This window comes from Seohaeicola sp. (assembly GCF_048006315.1).
Classification (GTDB): domain Bacteria; phylum Pseudomonadota; class Alphaproteobacteria; order Rhodobacterales; family Rhodobacteraceae; genus Seohaeicola.
Map to the genome: position 1 here is coordinate 2,761,670 of NZ_CP180350.1, position 25,169 is coordinate 2,786,838.

Annotated in this window: 26 protein-coding genes; 13 read left to right on the top strand and 13 right to left on the bottom strand. The window is 62.7% G+C overall.

From position 1 onward, the window contains the following. The first annotated feature begins 7 nt into the window (after positions 1-7). A complete protein-coding gene (gene argF, locus ACMUJL_RS13785; protein ID WP_068291231.1) occupies positions 8-934 on the top strand; it encodes an ornithine carbamoyltransferase in 927 nt (308 codons plus the stop codon). A gap of 91 nt (positions 935-1,025) precedes the next feature. On the opposite strand, the gene ACMUJL_RS13790 is transcribed toward argF, so the two are convergent. From ACMUJL_RS13790 to hrpB, 3 genes are all read right to left on the bottom strand, one after another. After that, on the bottom strand, positions 1,026-2,501 hold the full coding sequence (locus ACMUJL_RS13790) for an inorganic phosphate transporter (RefSeq protein WP_068291233.1): 1,476 nt from the start codon (positions 2,499-2,501) through the stop codon (positions 1,026-1,028). Positions 2,502-2,621: 120 nt separating this feature from the next. Continuing rightward, positions 2,622-3,047 (bottom strand): NUDIX hydrolase, encoded by a 426-nt coding sequence (locus ACMUJL_RS13795; RefSeq protein WP_375573428.1) that lies wholly within the window; start codon positions 3,045-3,047, stop codon positions 2,622-2,624. Between the two features lie 181 nt (positions 3,048-3,228). After that, positions 3,229-5,691 carry an ATP-dependent helicase HrpB gene (hrpB, locus tag ACMUJL_RS13800; RefSeq protein ID WP_375573426.1) on the bottom strand — a complete coding sequence of 821 codons (2,463 nt, stop codon included), beginning with the start codon at positions 5,689-5,691 and terminating at the stop codon, positions 3,229-3,231. 100 nt (positions 5,692-5,791) lie between these two features. On the opposite strand from hrpB, the gene meaB reads away from it, so the two are divergent. Then, positions 5,792-6,775: a methylmalonyl Co-A mutase-associated GTPase MeaB gene (gene meaB / locus ACMUJL_RS13805; protein WP_375573424.1), complete on the top strand. Its 984-nt coding sequence runs from the start codon at positions 5,792-5,794 to the stop codon at positions 6,773-6,775. Between the two features lie 33 nt (positions 6,776-6,808). On the opposite strand, the gene ACMUJL_RS13810 is transcribed toward meaB, so the two are convergent. The 5 genes from ACMUJL_RS13810 to ACMUJL_RS13830 all read right to left on the bottom strand — a co-directional run bounded on the left by ACMUJL_RS13810 (position 6,809) and on the right by ACMUJL_RS13830 (position 10,754). Further along, positions 6,809-7,639, bottom strand: coding sequence for a 3-keto-5-aminohexanoate cleavage protein (locus tag ACMUJL_RS13810; protein WP_375573422.1), 831 nt, complete (start codon positions 7,637-7,639; stop codon positions 6,809-6,811). Between the two features lie 107 nt (positions 7,640-7,746). Beyond that, the gene (locus ACMUJL_RS13815) at positions 7,747-8,175 is read right to left on the bottom strand and encodes a ferric reductase-like transmembrane domain-containing protein (RefSeq protein ID WP_416914445.1); all 429 of its coding nucleotides are present in this window, start codon (positions 8,173-8,175) and stop codon (positions 7,747-7,749) included. Beyond that, positions 8,176-8,358 carry a hypothetical protein gene (locus ACMUJL_RS13820; protein ID WP_375573420.1) on the bottom strand — a complete coding sequence of 61 codons (183 nt, stop codon included), beginning with the start codon at positions 8,356-8,358 and terminating at the stop codon, positions 8,176-8,178. A gap of 4 nt (positions 8,359-8,362) precedes the next feature. Continuing rightward, positions 8,363-8,875, bottom strand: coding sequence for a twin-arginine translocation pathway signal (locus tag ACMUJL_RS13825; protein ID WP_375573418.1), 513 nt, complete (start codon positions 8,873-8,875; stop codon positions 8,363-8,365). 193 nt (positions 8,876-9,068) lie between these two features. Further along, positions 9,069-10,754 carry an acyl-CoA dehydrogenase family protein gene (locus ACMUJL_RS13830; RefSeq protein ID WP_068291246.1) on the bottom strand — a complete coding sequence of 562 codons (1,686 nt, stop codon included), beginning with the start codon at positions 10,752-10,754 and terminating at the stop codon, positions 9,069-9,071. Positions 10,755-10,911: 157 nt separating this feature from the next. On the opposite strand from ACMUJL_RS13830, the gene ACMUJL_RS13835 reads away from it, so the two are divergent. Further along, positions 10,912-11,682 carry a sulfite exporter TauE/SafE family protein gene (locus ACMUJL_RS13835; protein WP_375573416.1) on the top strand — a complete coding sequence of 257 codons (771 nt, stop codon included), beginning with the start codon at positions 10,912-10,914 and terminating at the stop codon, positions 11,680-11,682. 41 nt (positions 11,683-11,723) lie between these two features. Here the strand turns inward: ACMUJL_RS13835 and ACMUJL_RS13840 are convergent, their stop codons facing one another. Beyond that, positions 11,724-12,065 carry a helix-turn-helix domain-containing protein gene (locus ACMUJL_RS13840; protein ID WP_375573414.1) on the bottom strand — a complete coding sequence of 114 codons (342 nt, stop codon included), beginning with the start codon at positions 12,063-12,065 and terminating at the stop codon, positions 11,724-11,726. Positions 12,066-12,349: 284 nt separating this feature from the next. On the opposite strand from ACMUJL_RS13840, the gene ACMUJL_RS13845 reads away from it, so the two are divergent. After that, positions 12,350-13,234 carry a helix-turn-helix domain-containing protein gene (locus ACMUJL_RS13845; protein WP_375573412.1) on the top strand — a complete coding sequence of 295 codons (885 nt, stop codon included), beginning with the start codon at positions 12,350-12,352 and terminating at the stop codon, positions 13,232-13,234. A 70-nt stretch (positions 13,235-13,304) separates the two neighbouring features. Next, on the top strand, positions 13,305-14,012 hold the full coding sequence (locus ACMUJL_RS13850; RefSeq protein WP_375573410.1) for a hypothetical protein: 708 nt from the start codon (positions 13,305-13,307) through the stop codon (positions 14,010-14,012). Between the two features lie 19 nt (positions 14,013-14,031). On the opposite strand, the gene ACMUJL_RS13855 is transcribed toward ACMUJL_RS13850, so the two are convergent. Then, positions 14,032-14,220 (bottom strand): hypothetical protein, encoded by a 189-nt coding sequence (locus tag ACMUJL_RS13855; RefSeq protein WP_375573408.1) that lies wholly within the window; start codon positions 14,218-14,220, stop codon positions 14,032-14,034. Continuing rightward, entirely contained in the window at positions 14,217-15,833 is a 1,617-nt protein-coding gene (locus ACMUJL_RS13860) for an FAD-dependent monooxygenase (protein ID WP_375573406.1), read from the bottom strand. The genes ACMUJL_RS13855 and ACMUJL_RS13860 overlap by 4 nt, the downstream gene beginning before the upstream one ends. An 84-nt stretch (positions 15,834-15,917) precedes the next feature. Here ACMUJL_RS13860 and ACMUJL_RS13865 point away from each other — a divergent pair, with 84 nt between their 5' ends. Beyond that, a complete protein-coding gene (locus tag ACMUJL_RS13865) occupies positions 15,918-16,631 on the top strand; it encodes a helix-turn-helix transcriptional regulator (protein ID WP_375573404.1) in 714 nt (237 codons plus the stop codon). A 79-nt stretch (positions 16,632-16,710) separates the two neighbouring features. Here the strand turns inward: ACMUJL_RS13865 and ACMUJL_RS13870 are convergent, their stop codons facing one another. Further along, a complete protein-coding gene (locus ACMUJL_RS13870) occupies positions 16,711-18,309 on the bottom strand; it encodes a phosphoenolpyruvate carboxykinase (protein WP_375573402.1) in 1,599 nt (532 codons plus the stop codon). A 374-nt stretch (positions 18,310-18,683) separates the two neighbouring features. Here ACMUJL_RS13870 and ACMUJL_RS13875 point away from each other — a divergent pair, with 374 nt between their 5' ends. The 7 genes from ACMUJL_RS13875 to ACMUJL_RS13905 are packed head-to-tail and all read left to right on the top strand — an operon-like array spanning position 18,684 to position 24,154. Then, positions 18,684-19,385, top strand: coding sequence for a response regulator transcription factor (locus ACMUJL_RS13875; protein WP_375573400.1), 702 nt, complete (start codon positions 18,684-18,686; stop codon positions 19,383-19,385). Further along, positions 19,385-21,088: an ATP-binding protein gene (locus ACMUJL_RS13880; protein WP_375573398.1), complete on the top strand. Its 1,704-nt coding sequence runs from the start codon at positions 19,385-19,387 to the stop codon at positions 21,086-21,088. The genes ACMUJL_RS13875 and ACMUJL_RS13880 overlap by 1 nt, the downstream gene beginning before the upstream one ends. Position 21,089: 1 nt before the next feature. Continuing rightward, entirely contained in the window at positions 21,090-21,563 is a 474-nt protein-coding gene (locus ACMUJL_RS13885; protein ID WP_375573396.1) for an HPr kinase/phosphorylase, read from the top strand. A gap of 17 nt (positions 21,564-21,580) precedes the next feature. Then, entirely contained in the window at positions 21,581-22,534 is a 954-nt protein-coding gene (rapZ, locus tag ACMUJL_RS13890) for an RNase adapter RapZ (RefSeq protein WP_375573394.1), read from the top strand. Positions 22,535-22,546: 12 nt separating this feature from the next. Beyond that, complete coding sequence (locus ACMUJL_RS13895; protein WP_068291720.1) at positions 22,547-22,945, top strand: PTS sugar transporter subunit IIA; 399 nt, start codon at positions 22,547-22,549, stop codon at positions 22,943-22,945. 2 nt (positions 22,946-22,947) lie between these two features. Beyond that, positions 22,948-23,226: an HPr family phosphocarrier protein gene (locus ACMUJL_RS13900; RefSeq protein ID WP_375573392.1), complete on the top strand. Its 279-nt coding sequence runs from the start codon at positions 22,948-22,950 to the stop codon at positions 23,224-23,226. Between the two features lie 52 nt (positions 23,227-23,278). Beyond that, positions 23,279-24,154 carry a lysophospholipid acyltransferase family protein gene (locus tag ACMUJL_RS13905; protein ID WP_375573891.1) on the top strand — a complete coding sequence of 292 codons (876 nt, stop codon included), beginning with the start codon at positions 23,279-23,281 and terminating at the stop codon, positions 24,152-24,154. A 79-nt stretch (positions 24,155-24,233) separates the two neighbouring features. On the opposite strand, the gene ACMUJL_RS13910 is transcribed toward ACMUJL_RS13905, so the two are convergent. Beyond that, a complete protein-coding gene (locus tag ACMUJL_RS13910) occupies positions 24,234-25,109 on the bottom strand; it encodes a 3-hydroxybutyryl-CoA dehydrogenase (RefSeq protein WP_375573390.1) in 876 nt (291 codons plus the stop codon). Positions 25,110-25,169 lie beyond the last annotated feature (60 nt).

The following is a 25,169-nucleotide window of genomic DNA, read 5'->3' on the forward strand; positions in this document are numbered from 1 at the left end:
GATCCACATGCCGCATTTTCTGGACATCAACAAAACCTCGCCTGCCGAACTGCGGCGCATGATCGACGATGCGCGCGCGATCAAGGATGCACGCGCTGGCCGGCCCAAGGGCATGCCCGATGATGATCAGCCGCTGGCCGGTCAGATGGTCGCGCTGATCTTCGAGAAGCCCTCGACCCGGACGCGGGTGTCTTTCGACGTCGGTGTGCGCCAGATGGGCGGGCAGACCATGGTGCTGTCGGGCGCAGACATGCAGTTGGGGCATGGCGAGACGATCGCGGATACCGCCCGTGTGCTGTCGCGTTACGTGGACATGATCATGATCCGCACTTTCGAGGAGGCGACGCTGCTGGAGATGTCGGAACATGCGACGGTTCCGGTGATCAACGGGCTGACCAACCGCACCCATCCCTGCCAGATCATGGCCGACATCATGACCTTCGAGGAACATCGCGGCCCGATCCGCGGGCGCAAGGTGGTCTGGTCCGGCGATGGCAACAACGTCTTTGCCAGCTTTGCCCATGCGGCCGGACAATTCGGGTTCGACCTGGTGTTCACCGGCCCGCCGCCGCTGGATCCCGAGCAGGTCTTCATCGAAGAGGCCCGTGCCAAGGGTGTGAGCGTCACCATCGAGCGCGATCCCTACAAGGCTGTCGAGGGGGCGGATCTTGTCGTGACCGATACATGGGTCAGCATGCATGATCCGCAATCGGCGCGCGAGCGGCGCCACAACCAGCTGCGCGCCTATCAGGTGAACGAGGCGCTGATGGCGCGCGCCAAGCCTGACGCGCTGTTCATGCACTGCCTGCCTGCCCATCGCGATGACGAGGCGACAAGCGCAGTGATGGACGGGCCGCATTCGGTGATCTTCGACGAGGCCGAGAACCGCCTGCATGCGCAAAAGGCGATCATGCGCTGGTGTCTGGAAAAGTAACCCTTGGTGGCCCTGTCGGGCGGGGGGCGCTGCCCCCCGTCCTGCGGACTCCCCCCGGGATATTTCGGGCAAGAAGAAACCGCTGGCCGGGTTAACCCGGCAGCCGTGACAGGCCCAGGAAGATGACGCCGGACAACAGGGCGGCGGCGGGGACCGTGATCACCCAGGCCGCGATGATCGTCAGGAAATGCGAGCGGCGCACCAGTTTGCGGCGGCGCCGTTCCTCCGGGGCGATGCGCTTGGCCGTGGCCGGGACATGGTTGCCGTTGCGCGCGCGTCGGTCGTGATCCCATTCCCGGAAGAAGCCGACACCGAAGACCGCGCCCACGGCGATATGGGTCGAACTGACCGGCAGGCCCAGCCAACTGGCGACGATCACGGTGATGGCTGCAGAGAGCGACACGCAATAGGCGCGCATCGGGTTGAGCTTGGTGATCTGGCTGCCCACCATCCGGATCAGCTTGGGGCCGAACAGGAACAGCCCGAAAGAAATGCCGAAGGCGCCGATCACCATGACCCAGCTTGGAATCGAGACTTTCGCCGCGGTTCCGCCGTCCTCGATCGCGTGGACGATGGCGGCCAGTGGTCCGACCGCGTTGGCCACGTCATTCGCACCATGGGCGAAGGACAAAAGGGCCGCCGAAAAGACAAGCGGCAGGCCGAAGAGTGCCTTGAGGGACTTGTTGCGGTTTTCCATCCCCTCGGACTGGCGCCTGATCAGTGGGACGCAGACCGCATAGCAGACGATCCCGGCGAAAAGCCCGATCAGCAGCGCCGTTCCGATGTCGATCTTGACGACCTTGCTGAGGCCCTTGAGCGAGAGGTAGGTGCCGAAAGCTCCGGCCATGATGCCCAGCAGGACGGGCACCCAGACACGGGCCGCGGCAATCTTGTCCTCGCGGTAGATGATGCGGCTTTTGATGAGGGCCAGGAAGGCCGCGGCGATCAGCCCCCCCAGAAGCGGCGAGATCACCCAGCTTGCGGCGATGGCGCCCATGCTGGGCCAGTTCACCGCGCCCAGGCCCGCCGCCACGATGCCCGCGCCCATCACCCCACCGACCACGGAATGCGTGGTCGATACAGGTGCGCCGACCCATGTGGCAAGGTTGACCCAGAGTGCCGATGAGATCAGCGCGGCCATCATTGCCCAGACAAAGATGCGCGGATCGGCAATGCCGGCCGGGTCGATGATCCCGCGCGAGATGGTCGAGACAACGTCACCGCCCGCCAGCAGGGCGCCCGCGCTTTCGAAGATGGCGGCAATCACGATCGCGCCGCCCATGGTCAGCGCATTGGCCCCGACCGCCGGGCCCATGTTGTTGGCCACATCATTCGCGCCGATGTTCAGCGCCATGTAGGCCCCGAAGACGGCGGCCGCGACGACCACGATGTTCAGGTCTTCGGTGCCCATCAGCATGGCGGCCATCAGGCCGGCCAACACGATGAAGGCCAGGGCGATCCCCATTCCCACCAGCGGGCGCGAGACATAGGCCGTCGCGGATTCCACGCGGGAGATACGATTGAGATCCTTGTCCAGAGTGGCCCAGCTGTTGCCATGCTCCGACATCGTGATGCGCCTTCTTCCCGTTGGCGCATCCGCAGGGACGAGCCGTTGACAATCAGCCACGGCCCTAGAGGGGTTTGCCCCTCAGTTCAAGCAAGGTGTCATAAAATTGTAACAAAACAGTTACAAATCGCGCAGGATGTCCTGCAATCCGGGTTCGTCCACAAGCGCCGCGGCCTTGCCGGAAGGAAACCAGCGGCGATTGCGTTCCTCGGCTTCGGGATAGGCATCGACCATCTGGACGTTGGTGATGGCAAAGACCTTCACTTCGACCGGGACAGGTACACCGCCTTCCATGCGCTTTGCATAGTCATAGCTGCCGATCGGTTCCTGGGCGATGCGCCCGGTCTTCACCCCGGCCTCTTCCCAGGCTTCCTGCAATGCCGCACCTGGTGCGGACAGCCCGTCGATCGGCCAGCCCTTCGGCAGGATCCAGCGACCGGTATCGCGGGACGTGATCAGAAGAACCTCGCGGTCAGCACCTTTGCCGCGCAGGCAAAGCGCTGCGACCTGCAACCGTTTGGGCCGCGCCAGAAGGGGTTGGACCATATTGGTCCATGCTGCTTTCAATGGATTGAACATAGCCGTAAGTCCGCGCCTGCCTGGCAGTTTCTGCCTGTTTGTTTTTTTCGTTATTCTTCGATTATACGCCGTCTTGCGCGGAAACGCAAAGCAATGCGCGATTGCTGTGCAGTGTTCTGCCCTGTCCGGCGCAAAAAAGTGGCAGCTGTCAGGTGCCGCGTGGCTTGGCGCGCAGGGTCGGATCGGCCTCGCGCGGGTTTTCGGGCCAGGGATGGCGCGGGTAGCGCCCGCGCATGTCACGGCGCACATCCGCATAGGAGCTGTCCCAGAAGCCGGGAATGTCCATCGTGGTCTGCACCGGGCGGCCTGCGGGCGACAGAAGCGTCACGCGCAAAGGCTGGCCTGCAACGGTGGGGTGGACGGTCTGGCCGAACATTTCCTGCAGGCGCAGTTCGATGGCAGGCGCCGCGCCGTCATAGTCGATGGGGATGTTGCGCCCCAGTGGCGTGGTGAAATGCGAAGGCACCGCGCGGTCAAGCGCCTGCTGGCTGTTCCAGTCCAGCATGGCGCGCAGGGCAGGCATCAGGTCGAAGGCTTTCCAGTCCGCGGCGGTGCGAACGCCGCCCAGATGGGGCAGTAGCCAGTCGGCAAGGCTGTCCAGCAACGCGGCATCGGACATGTCGGGCAGGTCGAGCCCGCCCTTGCGCGCCAGTGCCACACGGGCGCGAAAGCGTTGCGCGGCAGCCGAAGGGGCAAGGCCAAGGTCGCGCACACCGTCCAGCATGGCGCGTGCAACCATGTCGCCTGGCGCGTCGGACCAGATGCGATCATCAAGAACGACCGCGCCAAACCGTTCCTGCCGCCGGGCGGTCACACGGCGATCGCGGCGGGACCATTCGCACAGGTCGACCCAATGGATCTGATCGGCAAAGAGCCCGCGCAGCGCGCTTTCGGTGATCGCCGTCGCCTGTCTGATCCGGGATTCGCGCGGGTTGCCGTCCAGATCAGTGGCGACGATCAGGCGGGCCGACGCCAGCGGATCGTGATCGTCCAGAACCGCGCCTTTGCCACCCGAAAGAATAAAGCGGGCGGCATCGCCCTTGCGCCGTTGTCCGATCCTGTCGGGGTAGGCAAGGGCGGCCATTTCGGCGGCGTCGAGCTTGCCGGTGGTGCCGTCGCCCGCGCCGGCGGCAAGACGCTTTGCCTCGGCCTTGATACGTTCGATCGCGGCGCGATTGGCGGTGTGAGGGCGGGTGTCATTGTAGCGCCGCAGGTCGCTGATCGCTTCAAGTCGCAGGCTCAGGTCGACCGGGGCGGCGCGCGGCAGCGGGTCACGTTCGGCCAGAAGGGCCGCCAATGGTGCGGCCTGTCGCCCGGCAAGGGCCAGCATATGCGCCAGGCGCGGATGCAGGGGCAGGGCGGCCAGCCTGCGGCCATGATCCGTGATCCGGCAGGTGTCATCCAGCGCGCCCAGCATCTGCAGCAGCGTCCGGGCTTCGGCATAGACGCCTGTGTTCGGCGGCGTGAGAAAGGCCAGCTGATCCGGTGTTGCCCCCCAGAGCGCAAGTTCAAGGGCCAGCGGCGACAGGTCGGCTGCCTCGATCTCGGCGGGCGGATAGGCGGACAGCGCACCTTCCTCTCCCTTGGTCCAGAGGCGGTAGCAGACGCCCGGTGCGACACGGCCTGCACGGCCCGCGCGCTGTGTGGCCTCGGCCCGCGTCACGCGTTCGGTCACCAGCCGGGACATGCCCGATCCGGGATCGAAGCGGGCGCGCCGCGCCCGTCCGGCATCGACGACGACGCGAATATCCTCGATCGTCAGTGATGTTTCCGCGATCGCCGTCGCCAGTACGATCTTGCGGGTGCCGGGCTGCGGGACAGGGGCGATGGCGGCGCGCTGTGCCGCGAAATCCATGGCGCCGAACAATGGCCGGATCGTGCAGGATGCGGGCAGGCGCTTTGACAATAGCGCCTCGACGCGTCGGATCTCGCCCTCGCCGGGCAGGAACACCAGTATGCCGCCTTCGGTCTTGCGCTCGGCCTGCAGGATCAGGTCGGCGCAGGCATCCTCGAGCCGGGCGGTCCTGGGAAGGGGCGTGTCGAGCCAGTGCAGATCAACGGGATAGCTGCGCCCCTGGGAGGTGATGACGGGGGTGCCTTCGCCCATCAGGGCGGCGACGGGTTCGGCGTCGAGCGTGGCTGACATGGCCAGCAGGATCAGGTCGTCGCGCAAAGCATCCGCGATTTCGAGGCAGAGCGCGAGACCGAGATCGGCATTCAGGGACCGTTCATGGAATTCGTCGAAGATTACTGCACCCACGCCTGCAAGGCCCGGATCGGACTGGATCATGCGCGTCAGGATACCTTCGGTCACAACCTCGATCCGGGTCGACTTGCCGATCCTGCTATCGCCCCGGATGCGGTAGCCGACGGTTTGCCCGATGGCCTCGCCCAGCGTTTCCGCCATCCTTTCGGCCGCGGCACGGGCCGCAAGGCGGCGGGGTTCCAGCATGAGGATGCGACCCTTGGTCAGCCCCGCTTCAAGCATGGCCAGCGGCACCACGGTGGTCTTGCCCGCACCAGGCGGCGCTTGCAGGACGGCGCGGCCATGCGCGCGCAACCCCGCAATCAGCGGTGACAGCGCGTCATGGATGGGAAGGGTGGTCTGCATCCCTGCCTTATCGGGGATTTCGCCCGTCCCGTCCATCGCCTGACTGGACAGGCCAAGCCTGCCAAGGCATGAAGACCGGACAGAGTGAAGGACCGACCCGATGGATATGACCGAGCTTGCAAGGCGCGTCATGGCGCAGGACCGCCGCGCCCTGGCCCGTGCGATCACGCTGGTCGAAAGCAGCCGTGCCGATCACCGCGCGCAGACGACCGAACTGATCGAGGTGCTGCGCGCTGCGTCGGACAGGCAGGCGTTGCGGATCGGCCTGTCGGGAACGCCGGGCGTGGGCAAATCCACCTTCATCGAAAGCTTCGGGCTGATGCTGCTGCGCGAGGGGTTGCGGGTGGCCGTGCTGGCCGTTGATCCCAGTTCGGCCCGGTCGGGCGGTTCGATCCTTGGCGACAAGACACGGATGGAGCATCTGAGCCGGGAGGCGAATGCCTTCATCCGCCCCTCACCCGCGCAATCACATCTGGGCGGTGTGGCGCGGCGCACGCGCGAGGCTGTGGCGCTTTGCGAAGCGGCCGGATTCGACGTCGTGCTGATCGAAACGGTGGGCGTCGGGCAGTCCGAAACCGTGGTTGCCGAGATGTCGGACCTGTTTTTGCTGCTGCTGGCACCGGCCGGGGGCGACGAATTGCAAGGCGTCAAGCGCGGCATCATGGAGATGGCCGATCTGATCCTGGTCAACAAGGCCGATGGCGATCTGAAGGCGGCGGCGCAACGCACCTGCGCCGATTATGCCGGGGCGTTGCGATTGCTGCGCAAGCGGCCACAGGACCCCGAGGGGTTTCCCAAGGCTATGACTGTCTCGGCCTTGCAGGTCGAGGGGCTGGAAACGGCGTGGTCCGAGATGCGGGCGTTGATCCAATGGCGGCGCGAGGCCGGGCATTTTGGAACGCGCCGTGCCGCGCAGGCGGAATACTGGTTCGGGCAGGAGGTGCGGCAAGGGCTGCTGGCGCAACTGGATCAGCCTCAGGTGCGGGCCATGATGCAGACCATGGGGCGCAATGTGGCGCAGGGGCGCGTCACTCCTACGGCCGCAGCACAGGAAATTCTGGAACAATTGCGCACAACCCGATGATGTGCGCAATTCTGTTGCGTCAGACGATGCGGATCATGCCGGGCGCAGGCCCAGCATCGCGCGCGCCTGTGCCGGTGTGGCCACGGGGCGTTCGTATTTCCCGCACAGGTCGGTGATGCGCCGGACCAGCGCAGCATTCGACGGGGCCAGGGTGTCGCGATCCAGCCGGATGTTGTCCTCAAGCCCGGCGCGGGTATGGCCGCCGGCAGCGACGCACCATTCGTTCAGGATGATCTGACCCGGCCCGATCCCTGCCGCGCACCATTCGGCATCCGGCATCAGTCGTTCAACCGTCCTGATGTAGAAATCAAAGGTCTCGCGGTCGACGGGCATGGCATTTTTCACGCCCATCACGAACTGCACGTAGAGCGGGCTCTTGAGGCGGCCGTCCTTGGCCATTTTCGCGGCCTGATGGATATGGCTGAGGTCGAAACACTCGATCTCGGGCTTGACGTCATAGGTGATCATCTCGGCCGCCAGCCAATCGACCAGATCCGGCGGGTTCTCGTAGACGCGGCTGGGGAAGTTGTTGGACCCCACCGAGAGCGAGGCCATGTCAGGGCGCAGCGGCAGCATCCCGCCGCGCGTCTTGCCCGCGCCGGAACGGCCACCGGTCGAGAACTGGATGATCATGCCGGGGCAATGCTTTTCCAGCCCTTCCTTCAGGCGGGCGAATTTCTCGGGGTCGGAAGAAGGCGTGCCATCGTCGTTGCGCACATGGGCATGCACGATGCTGGCGCCGGCCTCGAAGGCTTCATGGGTGCTTTCGACCTGTTCGGCGACGGTGATCGGCACGGCGGGGTTGTCGGCCTTCGTGGGAACCGATCCGGTTATGGCGACACAGATGATGCAGGGTTTTGTCATGGCACGGGGCTTTCTGCTGCGTGATTTGATTGACACTGCCACATACATGGCGCGCCCTGCAAGAGTGGGCGGCAATTGCCTGTTCGAGGACCGCTGAACGGGTTGGATCAGCCCCGCCGGCGGCGCAGCAGCACCCAGGCGCGCAGGTCGGACAAGGCCTTGAGGGTCGCCGCCACCACAAGCACCGCGAGAATGATCTTGGACACTTGCCCCATCGTGCCTTCGATCAGCAGGGCGTGCAGGACGGTGCCTGATGCGATGACGAGGGCCAGCGCCGAATGGCCAAGCCGCCATGCGCGTGTGCCCAGCGCGCGGCGGGACCGCAGCAGGGCCAAAAGGGCGGTCACGAAGATCGCCCACATCGCGATTACACCCCAGACCGAAAAAGGTGTGGGCGAGGCGAAGAGCAACGCGTCGATCACGTCAGGCGGGCTGGTGATCCAGAGGCCCGCGACATGGAGGATGACCGCCACCACAAGAGCCACGCCGATACAGCGGTGAACCGCACGGCCACGCCGTGCATTCAGGCCTGGCAGTTAGCCTGCCGCCAGCAGGGGTTGAAGCAGGATCAGGGCCATGCCCACTACGCCCGCGAAACCCGCGATGATGTACACAGGCTGTCGCCACGCCAGCAGTGGGCTGGTCGCGGCGATGGCCAGCGGTGCGGCAATGGTCAGACCCAGTGCAGCCCAGATCAGCAGGGAACGTGTTGCGGGCACTGTGTCAGACGGGTTCCAGCACGAAATCCGCGTGCAGCGTCCTGTCGTTCGGGCTGCGCATCACGGGACGCAGGAAGACGGTCCTGAACGGGGTGTTGTCGATGTTGCGATCATAGGCCAGATGCCCGTGCGGTTGGCCAAAGGCCGGCACGATCTGAGGCATCTCGAGGCGGAAGGTGCCGTCGGCTGCGGTCAGGGTGGCGCCGTGGCTATGGATGTCGCGTTCATGGCCTTCGGTCGTATGGGCCCAGATCTGGATGCGGATGCCTTGCAGCGGCATGCCGTCGCCCGCGCGGCGGACGGTGCCAGTCATCCAGAACCCACCGCCGCCGATCCGTTCCACGATGGGCGCACCGGGGCGGTAATTGTTGGCGCCGCCGCGCATTGTGGGGGTCGGGGCAACCCCTTGCGCGCGGGCCGGAACCAGCAGCCCGCTTGTTCCGGTCGTCAGTATGGCGCCTGCAGTGGCGCTGCCGGCCAGAAGAAAGCGGCGGCGGGTTGGCGGCGTCTGGGTCATCGCAATCTGTCTCCTGCTTTGGTCTGACAATGATGGTGCCGCTGCGGATGCAGGGGGCCGTTCACTTGATTATGGCGCGAAAGCCCGGTCTTTGAACCGGGTCTACGCATTTGTGATCGGACCTGATGCGGGCACAACGAAAAAGCCCCGCAGCTTGACGCTGCGGGGCTTTGGTCGTGACAAAGAAGGGCGATCAATCCAGCAGGCGCCGGGCGATGACCTGGGCCTGGATTTCAGCCGCGCCTTCGAAGATGTTCAGGATGCGGGCATCGCACAGGATGCGGCTGATCTTGTATTCCAGCGCGAAACCGTTGCCACCATGGATCTGCAGCCCGTTGTCGGCGGCGGCCCATGCGACGCGCGCACCAAGCAGCTTGGCCATCCCGGCCTCGAGGTCGCAGCGGCGATCGTTGTCCTTCTCGAAGGCCGAGAAATAGGTCAGCTGACGTGCGACCATGATTTCCACAGCCATCATCGCCAGTTTGCCGGACACGCGGGGGAAGTTGATCAGCGACTTGCCGAACTGCTTGCGGTCGATGGCGTATTGCATCGACACATCCAGTGCGGCCTGTGCCACGCCCACGGCGCGGGCAGCGGTCTGGATGCGGGCGGATTCGAAGGTCTGCATCAACTGCTTGAAGCCCTTGCCTTCCTCGCCGCCCAGCAGGTTCTCGCCCTTCACATGGAAGTTGTCGAAGCCAAGCTCGTATTCCTTCATGCCGCGGTAGCCCAGCACCTCGATCTCGCCACCGGTCATGCCGGGTGTGGGGAAGGGCGCCTCGTCCGTGCCGGGGGTCTTTTCGGCCAGGAACATCGACAGGCCACGATGGTCGGTGCTGGACGGGTCGGTGCGGGCCAGCAGGGTCATCACATGGGTGCGCGCGGCATGGGTGATCCAGGTCTTGTTGCCGGTGATGCGATAGTCATCGCCATCCTTGACCGCGCGGGTGCGCAGGCTGCCCAGGTCCGAGCCGGTGTTCGGTTCGGTGAACACAGCTGTCGGCAGGATCTCGGCACTGGCAAGGCCGGGAAGCCATTTCTGCTTCTGTTCCTCGGTGCCGCCGCAAAGGATCAGCTCGGCCGCGATTTCGGACCGGGTGCCAAGGCTGCCCACGCCGATATATCCGCGCGAAAGTTCTTCGGAGACAACGGCCATCGAGGCCTTGGACAGGCCGAAGCCGCCGTATTCCTCGGGGATCGTCAAGCCGAACACGCCCATTTCGGCCAGTTCGGTGATGATCTCCATCGGGATCAGTTCGTCCTTGAGGTGCCATTCATGGGCGAAGGGCTCGACCTTTTCGATGGCGAAGCGGCGGAACTGCTCGCGGATCATCTCGAGCTCGTCCTCAAGGCCCGAGGCGCCCACGGTGATATTGGCCGCCTGTTCCTGCATCAGTTCGACAAGCCGGGTGCGGGCCGCCTGTGTGTTTCCGCCCTGGATCAGGGCCATCACGGCCGGATCGGACAGGCCGCGCGCATCATCCGCCGACAGGCCCAGATCCTGCAGGCGCACGACTTCGCCCTGGTTCATCTGGATGCCGCCTGCGATCTGGGACAGGTATTCGCCGAAAGCGATCTGCTGGATCAGCTGCTCGACCTCGCCGAACTTGCCCTCTGAGGTCAGGTGTTCGGCCCATTTCTGCATCTGGCGCAGGGATTCCACATAAGTGGCCAGCCATGCCAGCCCATGGGCGGCCGTCTGTTCGGCTTCGATCAAGGCGCCAGAGACCTTGCCGCCTTCGGTGACGCGGGCGCGCACGCGATCCTTGGCCTTGTCGAACAGCTTTTCGACAGGGGCCAGGGCCGCACCGGTGTGCGACAGCAGGTCTGGCAGAATCACCGCATGGGTCATTGCAATATCTTGTCCGTCATGGGCCATGAATCACATCCTTTTTTACTTTGGTCCCGTCCTAGCCATTTCGCAGTTGCAGCGCAACAAAAATACCCAGAAAGGCCATTGGGATAACTGAAAGTTGCGCATTGAATTATTGCGCTGCGGCACTAGCGGCCGTCGCTGCGCATGGTATGAGAGGCGGATGAGCAGCATCCTGTCCTTCATGTCACCGGAAATACTCGGCTTTGCCGTTCTGGTCGCCCTTCTTGCGGGTGTCGTCAAGGGCATGGTCGGCTTCGCCATGCCGATGATCATGATTTCCTTGCTTGGCTCATTTGTCGCACCGGATGTGGCGCTGGCGGGTCTGATCCTTCCGACGCTGGTGACGAACGGGATGCAGGCCTTGCGCCAAGGTTGGGGGCAGGCCTGGGTCTCGATCAAGAAGTTCCGCCTGTTCATGCTGATCGGGTTGGTGGCCATGCTGATCAGCGCGCAATTGGTGCGGATCCTGCCGCAAGAGACGCTTTTGCTGATGATCGGCCTGCCTGTGGTTCTGTTCTGCGCAGTGCAGCTTATGGGTGTAATGCTGCGTCTGCCAAATCGCGGCCGGGCCTGGATCGAAGGCGCGATCGGCGGTTTTGCCGGTTTTATCGGCGGGTTTTCAGGGGTCTGGGGCCCGCCTACGGTCATGTATCTTACGGCGCTCGAGACGCCCAAGGTTGAACAGATGCGTGTTCAGGGCGTGATCTATGGCCTTGGTGCCATTGCACTTTTCGGGGCACATGTCGGGTCGGGCGTGATGCGGGCCGAAACCCTGCCGTTTTCGGCGGCCATGGTCGTGCCTGCCGTGCTGGGCACCTGGATTGGCTTCCAGATCCAGGACCGCATCGATCAGCGCGCCTTTCGCAAGGCGACGCTGGCGGTTCTCTTGATTGCAGGCCTGAATTTGCTAAGGCGCGGCCTGATGGGGTGAACCCCCGGCGCCGCGCCCTTGAGACTGTGGGATTGCCTTGTTCAGCGCGCGGCGCTGCTGCGCGGCTCTGAGGATTGGCTATTGGCGATCTCGGTGATGAAGCTGCGGATCTGACCCCGCAGACGATCATCCTTGATGCGCGTCAGCATGGAGGCAATCTTGGTTGCTTCCTCATCAAGAATCTGCGGCGATGCCGAACCGCTTTCCAGCCCGTCGAAGAAGTACGAGGGCGCGACTTTCAGGATATGTGACAGTTCGAACAGTTTGCTCGCAGATATGCGGTTACGGCCAAGTTCGTATTTCTGGACTTGCTGAAACGATATGTTCAAGCCATCGGCAACGTCGGTCTGTGTCATCCCGCGCAGGATGCGCAGCTGCTTCAACTTTTGACCAACGTGAACGTCTACCGGATGTGACATGGTATACTCTCATATATTTCTACTATTGAGAGAATGGCGCAACCGTCGAATCAATCAACTTGTTAGTTTTTTACGCTTTGCTGTGATCAATAATGAAGAAATTGACATAAATTATTCGCCACTGTATGATCCATATAGCGTTAATGGGTTATAAATTTACAGTCCTTCGTCGATCTTCCAAACTGCCACTGGTTCCCAAGGCAATGTGTTGTGTGATCATGTGACGAGCCTGTTCAGGGGCAAGCAAGGTGAAACAGCAAAGTAATCAATCCCTTCTCTTCGAGATGCTGCGATCCTTCGTCACCCTCGTAGATACTTTGAACGTGTCGCGTGCCGTGAATGAGCTGGGTGTCACGCGTCAGACGCTGCGGCGTCATATCGAGCTGCTGGAAGAGGCGCGGGGCAAGCCGCTCTTCTACCTCGAGGATCGGCAATACCATCTGACAGAGGACGGCCAGTGCGCTGTCCATGAAGCGCGCAGCCTGCTGGCGCGCGGGCGTGCCTGGCTGGACGGGCAGGCGGGCCATCGCGAAGGGCTGTTCAATTTCTCGTTCAACCGCGAGGACGGGTATTACTATCATTTGCAGCAGCACCCCATTTCGCGGATCTGGACGCATGAGGGGCCGATCCTGCGGGAAACCATCAAGTCATGGGCGCTGTCCGAAGGGCAGATCGAGCATCCCGCCTTCCAGTCGGTGCGCCCGCATGCGCTTGTGTTCAGGTATATCGACAATTACTGGCTTTGCGCCGAGGTGGGCGAGCGTTCCGATTTTGCCCATTGGTACGGCTGGAGCTGGGCGCGCAGCAGCGTCGGATTGAAGATAGACGGCCTGCCCGGTGCAGGCCGCTTCAATTTTTCCGCCGCGCAATCCTATGACGAATTGCGCGCGACGCAGGGGTTGCGTCTGGATCACGTGGCAACGCAGATGCCGCATGGGCCCGAAGACAAGATGCGCCCGATCTGCTTTGCGCGACTTCTGCTGGGCAGCCGCTTTCCCGATGGCAGCTTTGCGATGATCTCGATGGTGGATCGGACCAGCCAGATCGACATTCCCGGACTCGATCCGCGGCTTGTCGAAGCGGCGAACGGGATTGAGACAGTGGCGCATGAAATTGTGAGCCGCCGCGCATAACGTATGCGTGAATACTGTCGGATAGTTTACAATCCTTGGTGGGCCTTTAACCACCAGGGAGTTCCCTTGCATGTCGATACATGATGTTTTTTTGCGTTGGCCGTTGCTTTCTGAAGCGGCAGAAATCCTGCGAGAGCAGAAAATGATCGTGACCATCGGTCACGATTTTAACGAGTACCGGAAGATCGTCACTGCGGGTCGACCCCATCAGCCGGTCAGCCTTCCTTTCAATGCAGATTTGCATAACCTTTCAAAAACAAATGCATTTTGGGTGTGCGGCCATACCGTACAAGGACAGTTGGCCCATACCCAGGCGGTGCGGTTGGTGGATGTGGGGGAGCAATTGCTCGGAGGCTATCTTCGGCGTTCGTTCCGTGACTTCCCGCCTGCCGGTGTGCCTTTGGATATGACGGCGTCACGCTATCGCGCAGGGCCCGGGGCCCGGCGAATCAAGGGGCGGCTTTGCTACCATGGCGAGATGTGGATTGATGAGGATGCGGGAAGTTATCGTGGCCGCGGGATGTCCTCGGTGCTGTCGCGGCTTGGATTTGCCATTGCGCTGCGCGATCTGAACCCCGACTTCATCTTTGCCTTCATGGTCCGGTCGGTCGCCTTCAAGGGTTTGGCGGAACGGGCCGGATTCATGCATACCGAGCCCGCGTCGCTGTCATGGAAGCTGCGCGACAAGGATCGCGCGATCGAAGCCTTCACGGCCTACCTGTCGCGCGAAGACCTGCGATATCTGCTGCGGCTGCCGCTGGAAGAACTGGTGTCCTGAGCGGCTGTCGGTGACCGGCTCACAGGTCGTTCCGGCATTGGTCGATCAGTTGATTGACCCTTTCCGGATCGTCCAGGGCATGTGCCAGGGCAAGCACCAGCTTGGCCAGATAGACCGGGGTGGCGGATTGGCCCGCTGTCGCTTCGGTCGCGTCGATGGCCTTGGCCAGTGCTTCGTAAACGGTTTCGATCCGGGAATGCGTTGTCATGTCCTGGCCCTCTGTCTTGCGGTCACGTGATCCATGGCGGCTTGAACTTCGTTGTCCGAGGGAATGCTGCGCCACCGCGCCGCGATATGCAGATCGGGGCGGATCAACCAGGCGCTGCCCGCTGTCGCGCCAAGCGTGACGGCGGCATTGTCCGAGGGATCAAGCGCAAGAACAGACAGGTCCGGGCCGCCGGTCAGCGCAGGCGCATCGCCGAAGCACAGCAGGGTAAAGCCATCTCCCAGCCTGTCCGTCAGGAAATCGCCCTGGGCCAGCGAGGCCGAGGGGATGACGGCGCCGGGCACCGGGCCGCTTGTGCCTGCCTGGTCATCCTTCAGGGTCGCAGGGCTGTCCGCATAGGTGTAGGGCTGCATCTGGCGCGGATTGGCCAACTGCCCTGCCCATTCTTCCTGAAGTGCCAATGACAGGGCCGCATCGCGCAGGATCTGCCAGCCACGGGTGGGGGGCGTCATGAAGCGCGTGCTTTTGGTTGCGTTGGCAAAGACATCCAGCGTCGCGCCGCGCCGTTCGGGCGTATAGCTGTCCAGCAGCCCTTCGCCTGCGCGACCGGTCAGGACCCAGCCCAGTTTCCAGCCGATGTTCTGTGCGTCGGCCAGACCGTTGTTCAGCCCGCGCACCCCGAAGATCGGCACGATATGGGCGCTGTCACCGACAAAAAAGATGCGCCCGTCGCGGTAGTCGTCCAGGGCAAGGGTATTGGCGGAATAGACGCTCCACCATTCAAGCTTCCATTGGCCTTCGTGCCCGATGTCCTTGAGAACGGCAGAGACGCTGGCGCGCACTGTGTCCTCGCGCATGGCCTCTTCGGCGGTTTCGCCGTCGCGGAGTTGATAGTCGATGCGCCAGATGTTGTCGGGTTGGCGATGGATCAGGACCGTGCCGCCCGGACGGCAGGCGGGGTCGAACAGCGCCCGGCGGATGGTGGGATAATCGTGATCCATCTGCACATCGGCAATGACATAGCGCCCCTCGTAATTCTCGCCCTTCAGGCGCAGGCCCCGCATCGCGCGGATGGGCGAGCGGGCACCATCGGCGGCCAAAAGCCAATCGGCGGTCAGGCTATAGTCGCCGCCAGGGTCGCGCAGCGTCAGCGCCACACCATCGCCCAGGTCGCGGACATCCGTCACCTCGGTCTGCCAGCGCGTTTCGATCAGGGGATGGGCGGCAACCGCCTGCCATAGAAATGCTTCGATATACTGCTGTTGCAGATTGTACATCGGCCGGAACTTTTCCTCCGGGCTGTCGGGCATGTGGAATTCAAGGATCTGGCGGCCGCGATAGAAGCTGCGGCCCATGGTCCAGCCAAGCGCCTTTTCCAGAAACGGCGGCAGCGCGCCGATCCGTTCGAGGATGTGAAAGCTGGACCGCGCGATGCAGATGGCGCGGCTGCCATCGTTGAACGTGTCCTTGCGATCCACCAGCAGGACCGGCACGCCTTCTGCGGCAAGGGTCAGGGCGGCGGTCATGCCGATCGGGCCGGCACCGGCCACGATAACCCTGTGGCGACCCTGCCGCGCGGCATCCGGGCCCGGTGCGTCAAACCGCGGATAGGTGAAATAAAGCGAGTCAGTCTCGTTGCGCCCTGCCGGTCTCATGCGGGATATGATCCTTCTTTTGCCGCTGTTGCTTGTATCAAGTCTTTGTGGTGCATTCTGTCCTTCTTTTGATGGGACATGCCCGTGAGCGATACAGCCCCCCAAGGCGACCTTCTGGATCATGTAAGCTGCTGCCTTGCCCTGCATGGCAGCCCGGACTTTGTTCTGGCCTGCCTGGATCTGATCGATGCGCTGGGCGCGGATCAGGTCATGATCTTTTCCTATGAGGTCGATCACGCCGCCTGCCTGATGGCGCGCAATTTCCGGCAGGTTCGTACCGGGCGGCGGCTGGCCGCGGATTATCTAGACGGGTGGTTCCGGCAGGACCCGCTGTTCCTGCGGGCCTTGCAGCAGGCGGCGGGCGAGGTCGATGTCCTGCGGATCGATCCGCTGGACAGTCCCATGGCGGCCGATTACCGCGCGCGGTTCTTCGACGATCCGGGGCTGGGCGGCAAGTTGTCCGTCCTTGCCGCCGGGACAAGCCTGCGGTTGGTGATCAACCTCTATCGCAGCGGCATCGAAAACTGGACGCCGCCTGCTGCGGTCCTGCCGATCCTGGGGCGGCTGGCGCTGTTGCATTTCGAACGGCGCCGGGCGGGCGGTGTGCCTGACGCCCTGATGGCGTTGTCCGCACGGGAACGCGCGGTCTGCCTTGGGATGCTGGACGGCAAGAAGGCAGAGGTGATTGCCGATGACCTGGGTGTCGCCCCGACCAGCGTCGTGACCTATCGCAGGCGTGCCTATGACAAGCTTGGCATCTCATCACGCGGAGAGTTGTTTGCGATCTGCCGCACATGAAAAGACCCCGGTCATCGCTGACCGGGGTCCTTGTTCATGTCCGGGGCACCTCTGCGGGGCGGCCCCTTTAGCCCGAGGTTCAGCCGATGGCCGCGGCCTTCACGTCCTCGTCGATATAGGGAACGTACTGGGCGAAATTGTCGGCGAACATCTGCACCAGTTTCGCGGCCTGACGGTCATAGGCTTCGGCGTCATGCCAGGTGCGGCGCGGATCCAGCAGAACCTCTGCCACGCCTTCCACGGCGACCGGTACATCAAAGCCGAAGTTCTCGTCCTTGCGGAACTCGACATCGTTCAGGCTGCCGTCAAGCGCGGCGGTCAGAAGCGCGCGGGTCGCGCGGATCGGCATCCGGCTGCCGGTGCCATAGGCGCCACCGGTCCAGCCGGTGTTCACCAGCCAGCAGGTCGCGCCATGTTTGGCGATCTTGGCTTGCAGCAGCTTGCCATAGGCCTCGGGGCGGCGCGGCATGAAGGGTGCGCCGAAGCAGGTCGAGAAGGTGGGTTCGGGTTCGGTGACGCCACGCTCGGTTCCAGCGACCTTCGAGGTGAAACCCGACAAGAAGTGATACATCGCCTGCGCCGGCGTCAGCCGCGCGATGGGAGGCAGAACGCCGAAGGCATCGCAGGTCAGCATGATGACGTTCTTGGGGTGACCACCCAGCGCGGTGTCGGACGCGTTCGAGATATAGTCCAGCGGATAGGCGCAGCGCATGTTGGCGGTCAGGCTGTCGTCGTCGAAATCCAGCTCGAATGTCTCGGGGTCGAAGATCATGTTCTCGATCACGGTGCCGAACTTGGTCGTGGTCGCGTAGATTTCGGGCTCGGCCTCGGCGCTGAGGTTGATGGTCTTGGCATAGCAGCCGCCCTCAAAATTGAAGGTGCCGCGATCCGACCAGCCATGTTCGTCGTCGCCGATCAACGTGCGCGCGGGATCAGCCGAAAGCGTGGTCTTGCCGGTGCCCGACAGGCCGAAGAATACGGCGGTATCGACCGGGTTGCCGGTGGCGTGGTTGGCCGAGCAATGCATCGGCATCACGCCTTTTTCCGGCAGCAGGTAGTTCAGCAGGGTGAAGACCGATTTCTTGTTCTCGCCCGCGTATTCGGTGCCGCCGATCAGGATCATCCTGGCGTCGAAGTTCATCGCGATCACGGTTTCCGAGCGGCAGTTGTGACGCGCGGGGTCAGCCTTGAAGCTGGGGCAGTTAATCACGGTGAAATCGGCAGTGAAGCGGTCCAGCGCCTCACGTTCGGGGCGGCGCAGCAGGTGGCGGATGAACAGGCCGTGCCAGGCCAGCTCGGTGACCATGCGCACGTTGATCGCCAGTTCGGGATCGGCGCCAGCCACGAGGTCCTGCACGTAATAGGTGCCACCCTTCATGTGTTCCAGCATGTCGGCATGGAGCGCGTCGAACCCTTCGGGCGACATGGCGGCGTTGTTTTCCCACCAGATGCTGTCCTCAACGGATGCGGTGCGCACCACGTGCTTGTCCTTGGGAGAGCGGCCGGTGAACTTGCCGGTGGTCACCAGGAAGGCGCCGCCATTGCCCAGCGTGCCTTCGCCGTTCTTGAGCGCCGATTCCATCAGCGCTGGCTCCATAAGATTGTAAAAGACATTGCCCAGCCCGCTGATCCCTTGATCTTCAAGCCGGAATTGCGGGTTTACCCGTCCAAATGCCATATTGCCAAACTCCTGTAGCCGCGCGTGGGGCGGCGGTCCCGTGTTCACGTGAAGCGGGCAAGATGCCCGACTGGGCGGCCTCTGTCCGGGCCGATGCGTCGCCTCTTAACATGATGGTTCGTTGAAGGAACAGAAGGGTTTTTCGCAGTTAGCGCAACCAGTCGCAGTTTAGCGCAACCATGGCGGAATTCCCCGTCGGACTGTCCCTTCACCGGAAACTGTAACTGATGCAATTTAGCCATTGCTTAGGTTTTTTACGATCAAATGCGACACAGGTTCGGCCCGATTCGCAGTTAGGGATTGATTGTAAAGACCAAAAAGACGATGAATTAAGGAAAAAATCAGGCGTAACGAGCAGTACAAGGAAATCCGCCATGTCAAAGATCGCCCTCGTGGACGATGACAGGAATATTCTGACATCGGTTGCCATGACCCTCGAAGCCGAGGGGTTTGAAGTAGAAACTTATAATGACGGGCAATCCGCCCTCGACGCATTCAACAAGAAATTGCCCGATATGGCCGTGCTGGACATCAAGATGCCGCGCATGGACGGAATGGATCTTCTGCAGCGTTTGCGCCAGAAGACCTCGATGCCGGTCATTTTCCTGACCTCCAAGGATGACGAGATCGACGAGGTGCTCGGCCTGCGCATGGGGGCCGATGACTACGTCAAGAAACCCTTCTCGCAGCGTCTGCTGGTCGAGCGTATCCGCGCGCTTCTGCGCCGGCAGGATGCGGTGGCCGGTGACATCGTCGGGGATACCGAGGAAACCAAGGTGATGGAACGGGGCGAGTTGCGGATGGATCCGCTGCGCCATTCCGTGACCTGGAAAGGCCGTGACGTGTCGCTGACCGTCACCGAATTCCTGCTGCTTCAAGCGCTGGCACAGCGTCCGGGCTTCGTGAAAAGCCGTGACCAGTTGATGGACGTGGCTTATGATGATCAAGTGTATGTTGATGACCGCACGATCGACAGCCATATCAAGCGGCTGCGCAAGAAGATGCGGACGGCGGATCCTGAATTTTCAGCGATCGAGACCCTGTATGGTATCGGCTACAGATATAACGAAGAGTGATGGCACTCGCAGAAAGGATCAGCTTGCGCGACGCGACGCCTCGGCGGGACGGTGATGTCATTCTGGGTGACGATTTCGTCGCCCCGGATACCGTTGTCGAAGGGGAATTGCGTCACAAGCGTGAGCGGCGTGGCCTGTTCTCACTCAAGGACTCCCCGCTGACCCGCAAGATCATCACCTTCAACCTGGTGGCATTGAACATCCTGGTGGCGGGTATCCTGCTGATGAACTCCTCGCGGGAACCATTGGCGGTGCAGCGTATCAACAGCCTTCTTGGTGAAGCGGAACTGATCGCCAGTGTCTTCGAAGTTCAGGCCGCGATGGGCCTGAACGCGGAGATGGGCGCGACTGCAGACAGCACGCTTGCCGCCCTTGATCTGCGCAGCGGGCTTGAGGTGTTTGTCTTCGACGCCCAAGGCGCCCTGCTGGGGCAGGGATCCGGCGCCGGTATCCTGCAATCCGGCGGCACGGTGCGTAATGAACCCACCATCATCGTCGATTTCCTGTCCTGGCTCTGGGCTGGCGTGTCCGGCGTGATGTCCCTTGGTGATGACCAGCCCGGTCTGACGCATCAAGAACTGGCGCGCGTTCAGGTCGAACAGGCGCTGGCCAGTGGCACGACCTACAGTACGGCGCATGATGTCAGCGGAACGACCACCTTCACGGTGGCAAGTCCGGTCATCAAGGATGGAAAGCCATTCGGGGCTGTTGCCTTGGTCAATGCGGGTGGCGAGATCGATACGCTTGTCCGGATCGAGCGAGAGCGCGTGCTGCAGATGTTCCTGATCGCCACGCTGGTGTCGATCGGATTGAGCATCGTTCTGGCCTCGACCATTGCCAATCCCATTTCCGATCTGGCGGCCGCGGCCGAGATCGGACGCGACCGTGATCGTCGCAAGGCGGCCAACGGGCGCATCCGCATCCCCGACATGACGGCGCGCCCCGACGAGATCGGTCGCCTGTCCGGCGCTTTGCGCGGCATGGTGTCCGCGCTTTATGACCGTATCGACGGGAACGAGCAGTTTGCCGCGGACGTGGCGCATGAGATCAAGAACCCGCTGGCCTCGCTGCGCTCTGCCGTCGGCACGCTGCGCGTGGCCAAGCGTGACGATCAGCGCGCCAAGCTGCTGGACGTGATCGAGCATGATGTCCGCCGGCTGGATCGTCTTGTCTCGGACATCTCGAACGCCTCCCGGCTGGACAGTGAACTGGTCAAGGAAGAGCAGGAGCCTTTCGATCTTCTCAGGATGCTGGGGAATCTTGGCGACTACCTGGGGCAGGAAGCCCGCGGGCAGGGGATCGACTTCATCACCGATCTTCCGGACGAGCCGATTGTCGTGCATGGGCTTGAGGCGCGATTGGCACAGGTTTTCGTGAACCTGATCACCAATGCGATCAGTTTCTGCGAGGATGGCGACGCGATCCGCGTCTGGGCGCGCCAGCGCGAGAACCGGGTGCTTGTCGTGGTCGAGGATACGGGCCCCGGCATCCCCGAAGAGGCGCTGACGAAAGTCTTCAAGCGGTTCTATTCGGAACGGCCCGCAGGCCAGTTCGGCAATAACTCGGGCCTTGGGCTGGCCATTTCAAAGCAGATCGTCGAAGCGCATGATGGCGTGATCTGGGCCGAGAACATCCGCCCCACCGATGCGGATCCGACTTCTGAACCGCTGGGCGCGCGCTTTGTCGTGGGCCTGCCCGTCTGAGATGCAGGAGGACCAGCAGGGGGCGGGACGGTCTGACACCCAGACGCGTCTCGTCCTTCACGCCACCACCGTGGCCCTGCATGGTCAAGCCGTCCTGATCAGGGGCGAATCCGGGCGCGGAAAGTCGTCGCTTGCGCTGCAGCTCATGGCGCTGGGCGCGGGACTGGTGGCGGATGATCGCACCTGCATCTGGCGCGACGATTGCGGTGCCGACGGGGACCTTGTCATGGCCGACGCGCCGGATACGCTGCGCGGCCGGATCGAGGCACGGGGCATCGGCATCCTTGAGGCGGATGCCGCCGGGCCCTGCCGGATCGGTCTTGTCGTGGATCTTGACCGGTTGGAAGAGGCGCGCCTGCCACCCTATCGAACGATTGACCTGCTGGGGCTTTCCCTTCCGCTGGTTCACAGAGTAGACAGCCCTGCTTTTCCTGCCGGAATTCTGCAATATCTTGCAGCAGGGCGGGTGGCGTAGGCGAAAGGCGAACCGACATGGCCGTCAAGACCGGACAGATTTCGGATGGCATGCCGCAGGCGGACGGTGCCGGGCAGCGCGTTGTGCTGGTCACCGGTCCATCAGGCGCAGGGCGTTCCACCGCCATCAACGCGCTGGAAGATTCGGGCTTTGAGGCGATCGACAACCTGCCCATCTCGATGTTGCCGCGCCTGCTGGACGGGCCGCCGCTCAGTCGCCCGCTGGCGCTGGGGCTGGATGTGCGCAACCGTGACTTTTCGACCAATGCATTGATAGAGACGATCGACAGGTTGGGGCTTACACCGGGGCTGGAGCCTGCGCTTCTTTATCTCGACAGCCGGGCCGAGGTGCTGGAGCGGCGATATTCGGAAACGCGTCGGCGGCACCCGATGTCCCCCGCCGAAAGTCCCGAGATCGGTATCGCGCGCGAACTTGATCTTCTGGGACCGATCCGCGCGCGTGCCGATATCCTGATCGACACGTCGGACCTGACGCCGCATGAGCTGCGCGCCGAGATCGAGCGCATGTTCACCGGCACCGGCGGTCGGCATCTGGCGGTCACGATCAATTCCTTTTCCTACAAGCGCGGCATGCCGCGCGGGATGGACACGGTGTTCGATTGCCGGTTCCTGCGGAATCCCTATTGGGAAGAAAGCCTGCGCGCGCTGGATGGGCGCGACCCCCGGGTCGCGGCTCATATCGCAGGCGATCCCCGGCAAGAAGCCTTTTTTGCCAAGGTCCTGGACCTGATCCTTTTGCTTCTGCCCGCCTACAAGGAAGAGGGAAAGTCCCATTTTGCGATCGGATTTGGCTGTACCGGGGGGCAGCACAGGTCGGTTGCCATGACGGAAAAGCTGGCCTTGACCCTTGCTAAGGAAGGCTGGCAAGTGTCAATAAGGCATCGCGAACTGGAGCGACGCGATGCCTCTCTGCCAGCCAACCGGCCCGCGGCCGGCGCAACATCGATGTGAGGGAAAACATCCGTGATCGGTATCGTGATTGTCGCCCATGGTGGTCTGGCCAAAGAATACCTTGCCGCTGTCGAACATGTCGTCGGCAAGCAGAAGGGCATTCTCGCCATCTCGATCGAGGCTGATCATGATCGCGGTCAAAAGCAGCAGGAGATCATGGAGGCCGCAGATGCGGTCGATACCGGAAGCGGTGTCGTGGTCGTGACGGACATGTTCGGCGGCTCGCCCAGCAACCTGTCGCTGCGCGCCTGTGCGCCTGACGACCGTCGCATCCTTTACGGGGCCAATCTTCCGATGCTGATCAAACTGGCGAAAAGCCGCCATTTGCCGATTGGTGATGCCGTGCGCCATGCGCTGGAAGCGGGCCGCAAGTACATTGACACACAGAACATAACTTCGGACCAAGAATAATCATGACGCAAACAGTGCACCGCAGCCTGAAGATCATCAACGAAAAGGGTCTTCACGCCCGCGCCTCGGCCAAGCTTGTGGAAGTGGTTGAAGGTTTCGACGCCACGGCAGAGGTCAGCCGCGAGGGGCTGAGTGCTTCGGGCGACAGTATCATGGGGCTTTTGATGTTGGCAGCATCGAAAGGAACCACTATTGAGGTTCAGATCAGCGGCCCGGATGCCGGTGCCCTTGCCGACGCCCTTGAGGCTCTTGTGGCCGACCGGTTCGGCGAAGGCATGTAAAGCCGGCCCTGGATACTGAGGACGGCACGACAGCGAGCTCGAGGTGGTCGATATTCAAGAACATAGCCCCGCAACGGACCACGACGGTTCTGCCGCGCCGCATCAGACGGTGTACGACCGAGGCAGCCTGACCTATTCGAACACTTTCGACAGTCCGTTGCGCGGGGCCATCATCCGCATGATGGAGTGGATGACCGGAAAGATCAGCATCATCCGGCGTGTCCGGGAATTCGAACGGCGCGGGGCGCCGACCGGCCAGGCTTTCTGGCCGGCCACGATGGATGTCATGGGGATCTATCTGCTGACCCCTGCCGAACAATTGGCGCGCATCCCCGCCAAGGGGCCCGTGGTGTTCGTGGCAAACCACCCGCATGGCCTGGTCGACGGGATGATCCTTGCCGATCTGATCGGCCGGGTCCGGGATGACTACCGCATCCTGACGCGATCTTTGCTGACCGGCATCGACGAGAGCGCCGCCAGCTACATGATCCCGGTGCCCTTTCCGCATGAACCCGATGCGCAGCGCAAGATGATCGAGATGCGCAATGCGGCGATGGATCATCTGGGTCAGGGCGGATTGATCGCGCTGTTCCCGTCGGGCGTCGTGGCGACATCGAAGACCATGTTCGGTCCGGCGATCGAGGCTGAATGGAACGTATTTACCGCAAAGATGATCCGCCGCTCGGGGGCAACTGTCGTGCCCTGCTATTTCCCCGGATCGAATTCGCGCTGGTACCAGATTGCCAACCGGATTTCGCCGGTGTTGCGGCAGGGGCTGTTGCTGCATGAGGTCGTGCATGCCTTCGACAAGCCACAGGCGCCTGTCATCGGGCATCCGATCTCGCCCGAAGAGGCGGACCACCGCGGTCGTGACCCGCGCGCCTTCATGGCCTGGTTGCGGGAGCATACGCTGTCCCTGAGGGGCTGAAGCAGTGCAACGAAAAGGGGGCTGTCTGCCCCCTGTCCCTGCGGGACTCCCCCCGAGGATATTTAAGGCAAGAAGAAGCCTAGCGTGTCGGGACCGGAACCTCGCCGCGATAATCGTAGAACCCGCGCTGGGTCTTGCGGCCAAGCCATCCGGCCTCGACGTATTTTGTCAGCAGCGGGCAGGGGCGGTACTTGGTATCGGCCAGACCGTCATGCAGGACGTTCATGATGGCAAGGCAGGTATCCAGTCCGATGAAATCCGCCAGTTCCAGCGGCCCCATGGGGTGATTGGCCCCAAGCTTCATGGATTCGTCGATGGACTTCACCGAGCCGACGCCTTCGTACAGGGTATAGACCGCCTCGTTGATCATGGGCATCAGGATGCGGTTGACGATGAAGGCCGGGAAGTCTTCGGCCGAGGCTGCGGTCTTGCCCAGTTTTTCGACCACCTTGAGGCAGGCGGCATAGGTGGGCTCATCGGTTGCGATGCCGCGGATCAGTTCGACCAGCTGCATGACCGGCACCGGGTTCATGAAGTGAAACCCCATGAACCTTTCCGGCCGATCGGTGCGGCTGGCCAGCCGGGTGATCGAGATCGACGAGGTGTTCGAGGTCAGGATCGTGTGCGGCGCAAGATGCGGCAGAAGCTCGTCGAAGATCTTCTGCTTGACCGTCTCGCGTTCCGTGGCCGCTTCGATGATCAGGTCGCAGGGCCCAAGATCGGTCAGCGCCAGTGTCGTCTTGATGCGCGCCATTGCGGCGTCCTTGTCGATCTGGCTGACCTTGCCGCGGCTGACCTGGCGGTCAAGGTTGCGCGAGATCAGCGCGACAGCCGTGTCAAGCGCGTCCTGGCTGATATCGGTCATCAGCACGTCATACCCGGCCAGAGCCGTGACATGTGCGATGCCATTGCCCATCTGGCCTGCGCCAACGATGCCGATGCTTTGAATATCCATGGGCGTCCTGCTTTCCCTTGTGCCTGTCGCCGCCGACAATAGGCCGGGGCGGCGGGGCCG

Coding starts and splice junctions, on each gene's coding strand:
- rapZ (WP_375573394.1), top strand. CDS start 21,581: ATGGCCGTCAAGACCGGACAGATTTCGGATGGCATGCCGCAGGCGGAC.
- ACMUJL_RS13795 (WP_375573428.1), bottom strand. CDS start 3,047: ATGGTCCAACCCCTTCTGGCGCGGCCCAAACGGTTGCAGGTCGCAGCG.
- ACMUJL_RS13860 (WP_375573406.1), bottom strand. CDS start 15,833: ATGAGACCGGCAGGGCGCAACGAGACTGACTCGCTTTATTTCACCTAT.
- ACMUJL_RS13835 (WP_375573416.1), top strand. CDS start 10,912: ATGAGCAGCATCCTGTCCTTCATGTCACCGGAAATACTCGGCTTTGCC.
- ACMUJL_RS13830 (WP_068291246.1), bottom strand. CDS start 10,754: ATGGCCCATGACGGACAAGATATTGCAATGACCCATGCGGTGATTCTG.
- ACMUJL_RS13790 (WP_068291233.1), bottom strand. CDS start 2,501: ATGTCGGAGCATGGCAACAGCTGGGCCACTCTGGACAAGGATCTCAAT.
- ACMUJL_RS13900 (WP_375573392.1), top strand. CDS start 22,948: ATGACGCAAACAGTGCACCGCAGCCTGAAGATCATCAACGAAAAGGGT.
- ACMUJL_RS13850 (WP_375573410.1), top strand. CDS start 13,305: ATGTCGATACATGATGTTTTTTTGCGTTGGCCGTTGCTTTCTGAAGCG.
- ACMUJL_RS13880 (WP_375573398.1), top strand. CDS start 19,385: ATGGCACTCGCAGAAAGGATCAGCTTGCGCGACGCGACGCCTCGGCGG.
- meaB (WP_375573424.1), top strand. CDS start 5,792: ATGGATATGACCGAGCTTGCAAGGCGCGTCATGGCGCAGGACCGCCGC.
- ACMUJL_RS13855 (WP_375573408.1), bottom strand. CDS start 14,220: ATGACAACGCATTCCCGGATCGAAACCGTTTACGAAGCACTGGCCAAG.
- ACMUJL_RS13910 (WP_375573390.1), bottom strand. CDS start 25,109: ATGGATATTCAAAGCATCGGCATCGTTGGCGCAGGCCAGATGGGCAAT.
- ACMUJL_RS13885 (WP_375573396.1), top strand. CDS start 21,090: ATGCAGGAGGACCAGCAGGGGGCGGGACGGTCTGACACCCAGACGCGT.
- ACMUJL_RS13875 (WP_375573400.1), top strand. CDS start 18,684: ATGTCAAAGATCGCCCTCGTGGACGATGACAGGAATATTCTGACATCG.
- hrpB (WP_375573426.1), bottom strand. CDS start 5,691: ATGCAGACCACCCTTCCCATCCATGACGCGCTGTCACCGCTGATTGCG.
- ACMUJL_RS13810 (WP_375573422.1), bottom strand. CDS start 7,639: ATGACAAAACCCTGCATCATCTGTGTCGCCATAACCGGATCGGTTCCC.
- ACMUJL_RS13825 (WP_375573418.1), bottom strand. CDS start 8,875: ATGACCCAGACGCCGCCAACCCGCCGCCGCTTTCTTCTGGCCGGCAGC.
- argF (WP_068291231.1), top strand. CDS start 8: ATGCCGCATTTTCTGGACATCAACAAAACCTCGCCTGCCGAACTGCGG.
- ACMUJL_RS13870 (WP_375573402.1), bottom strand. CDS start 18,309: ATGGCATTTGGACGGGTAAACCCGCAATTCCGGCTTGAAGATCAAGGG.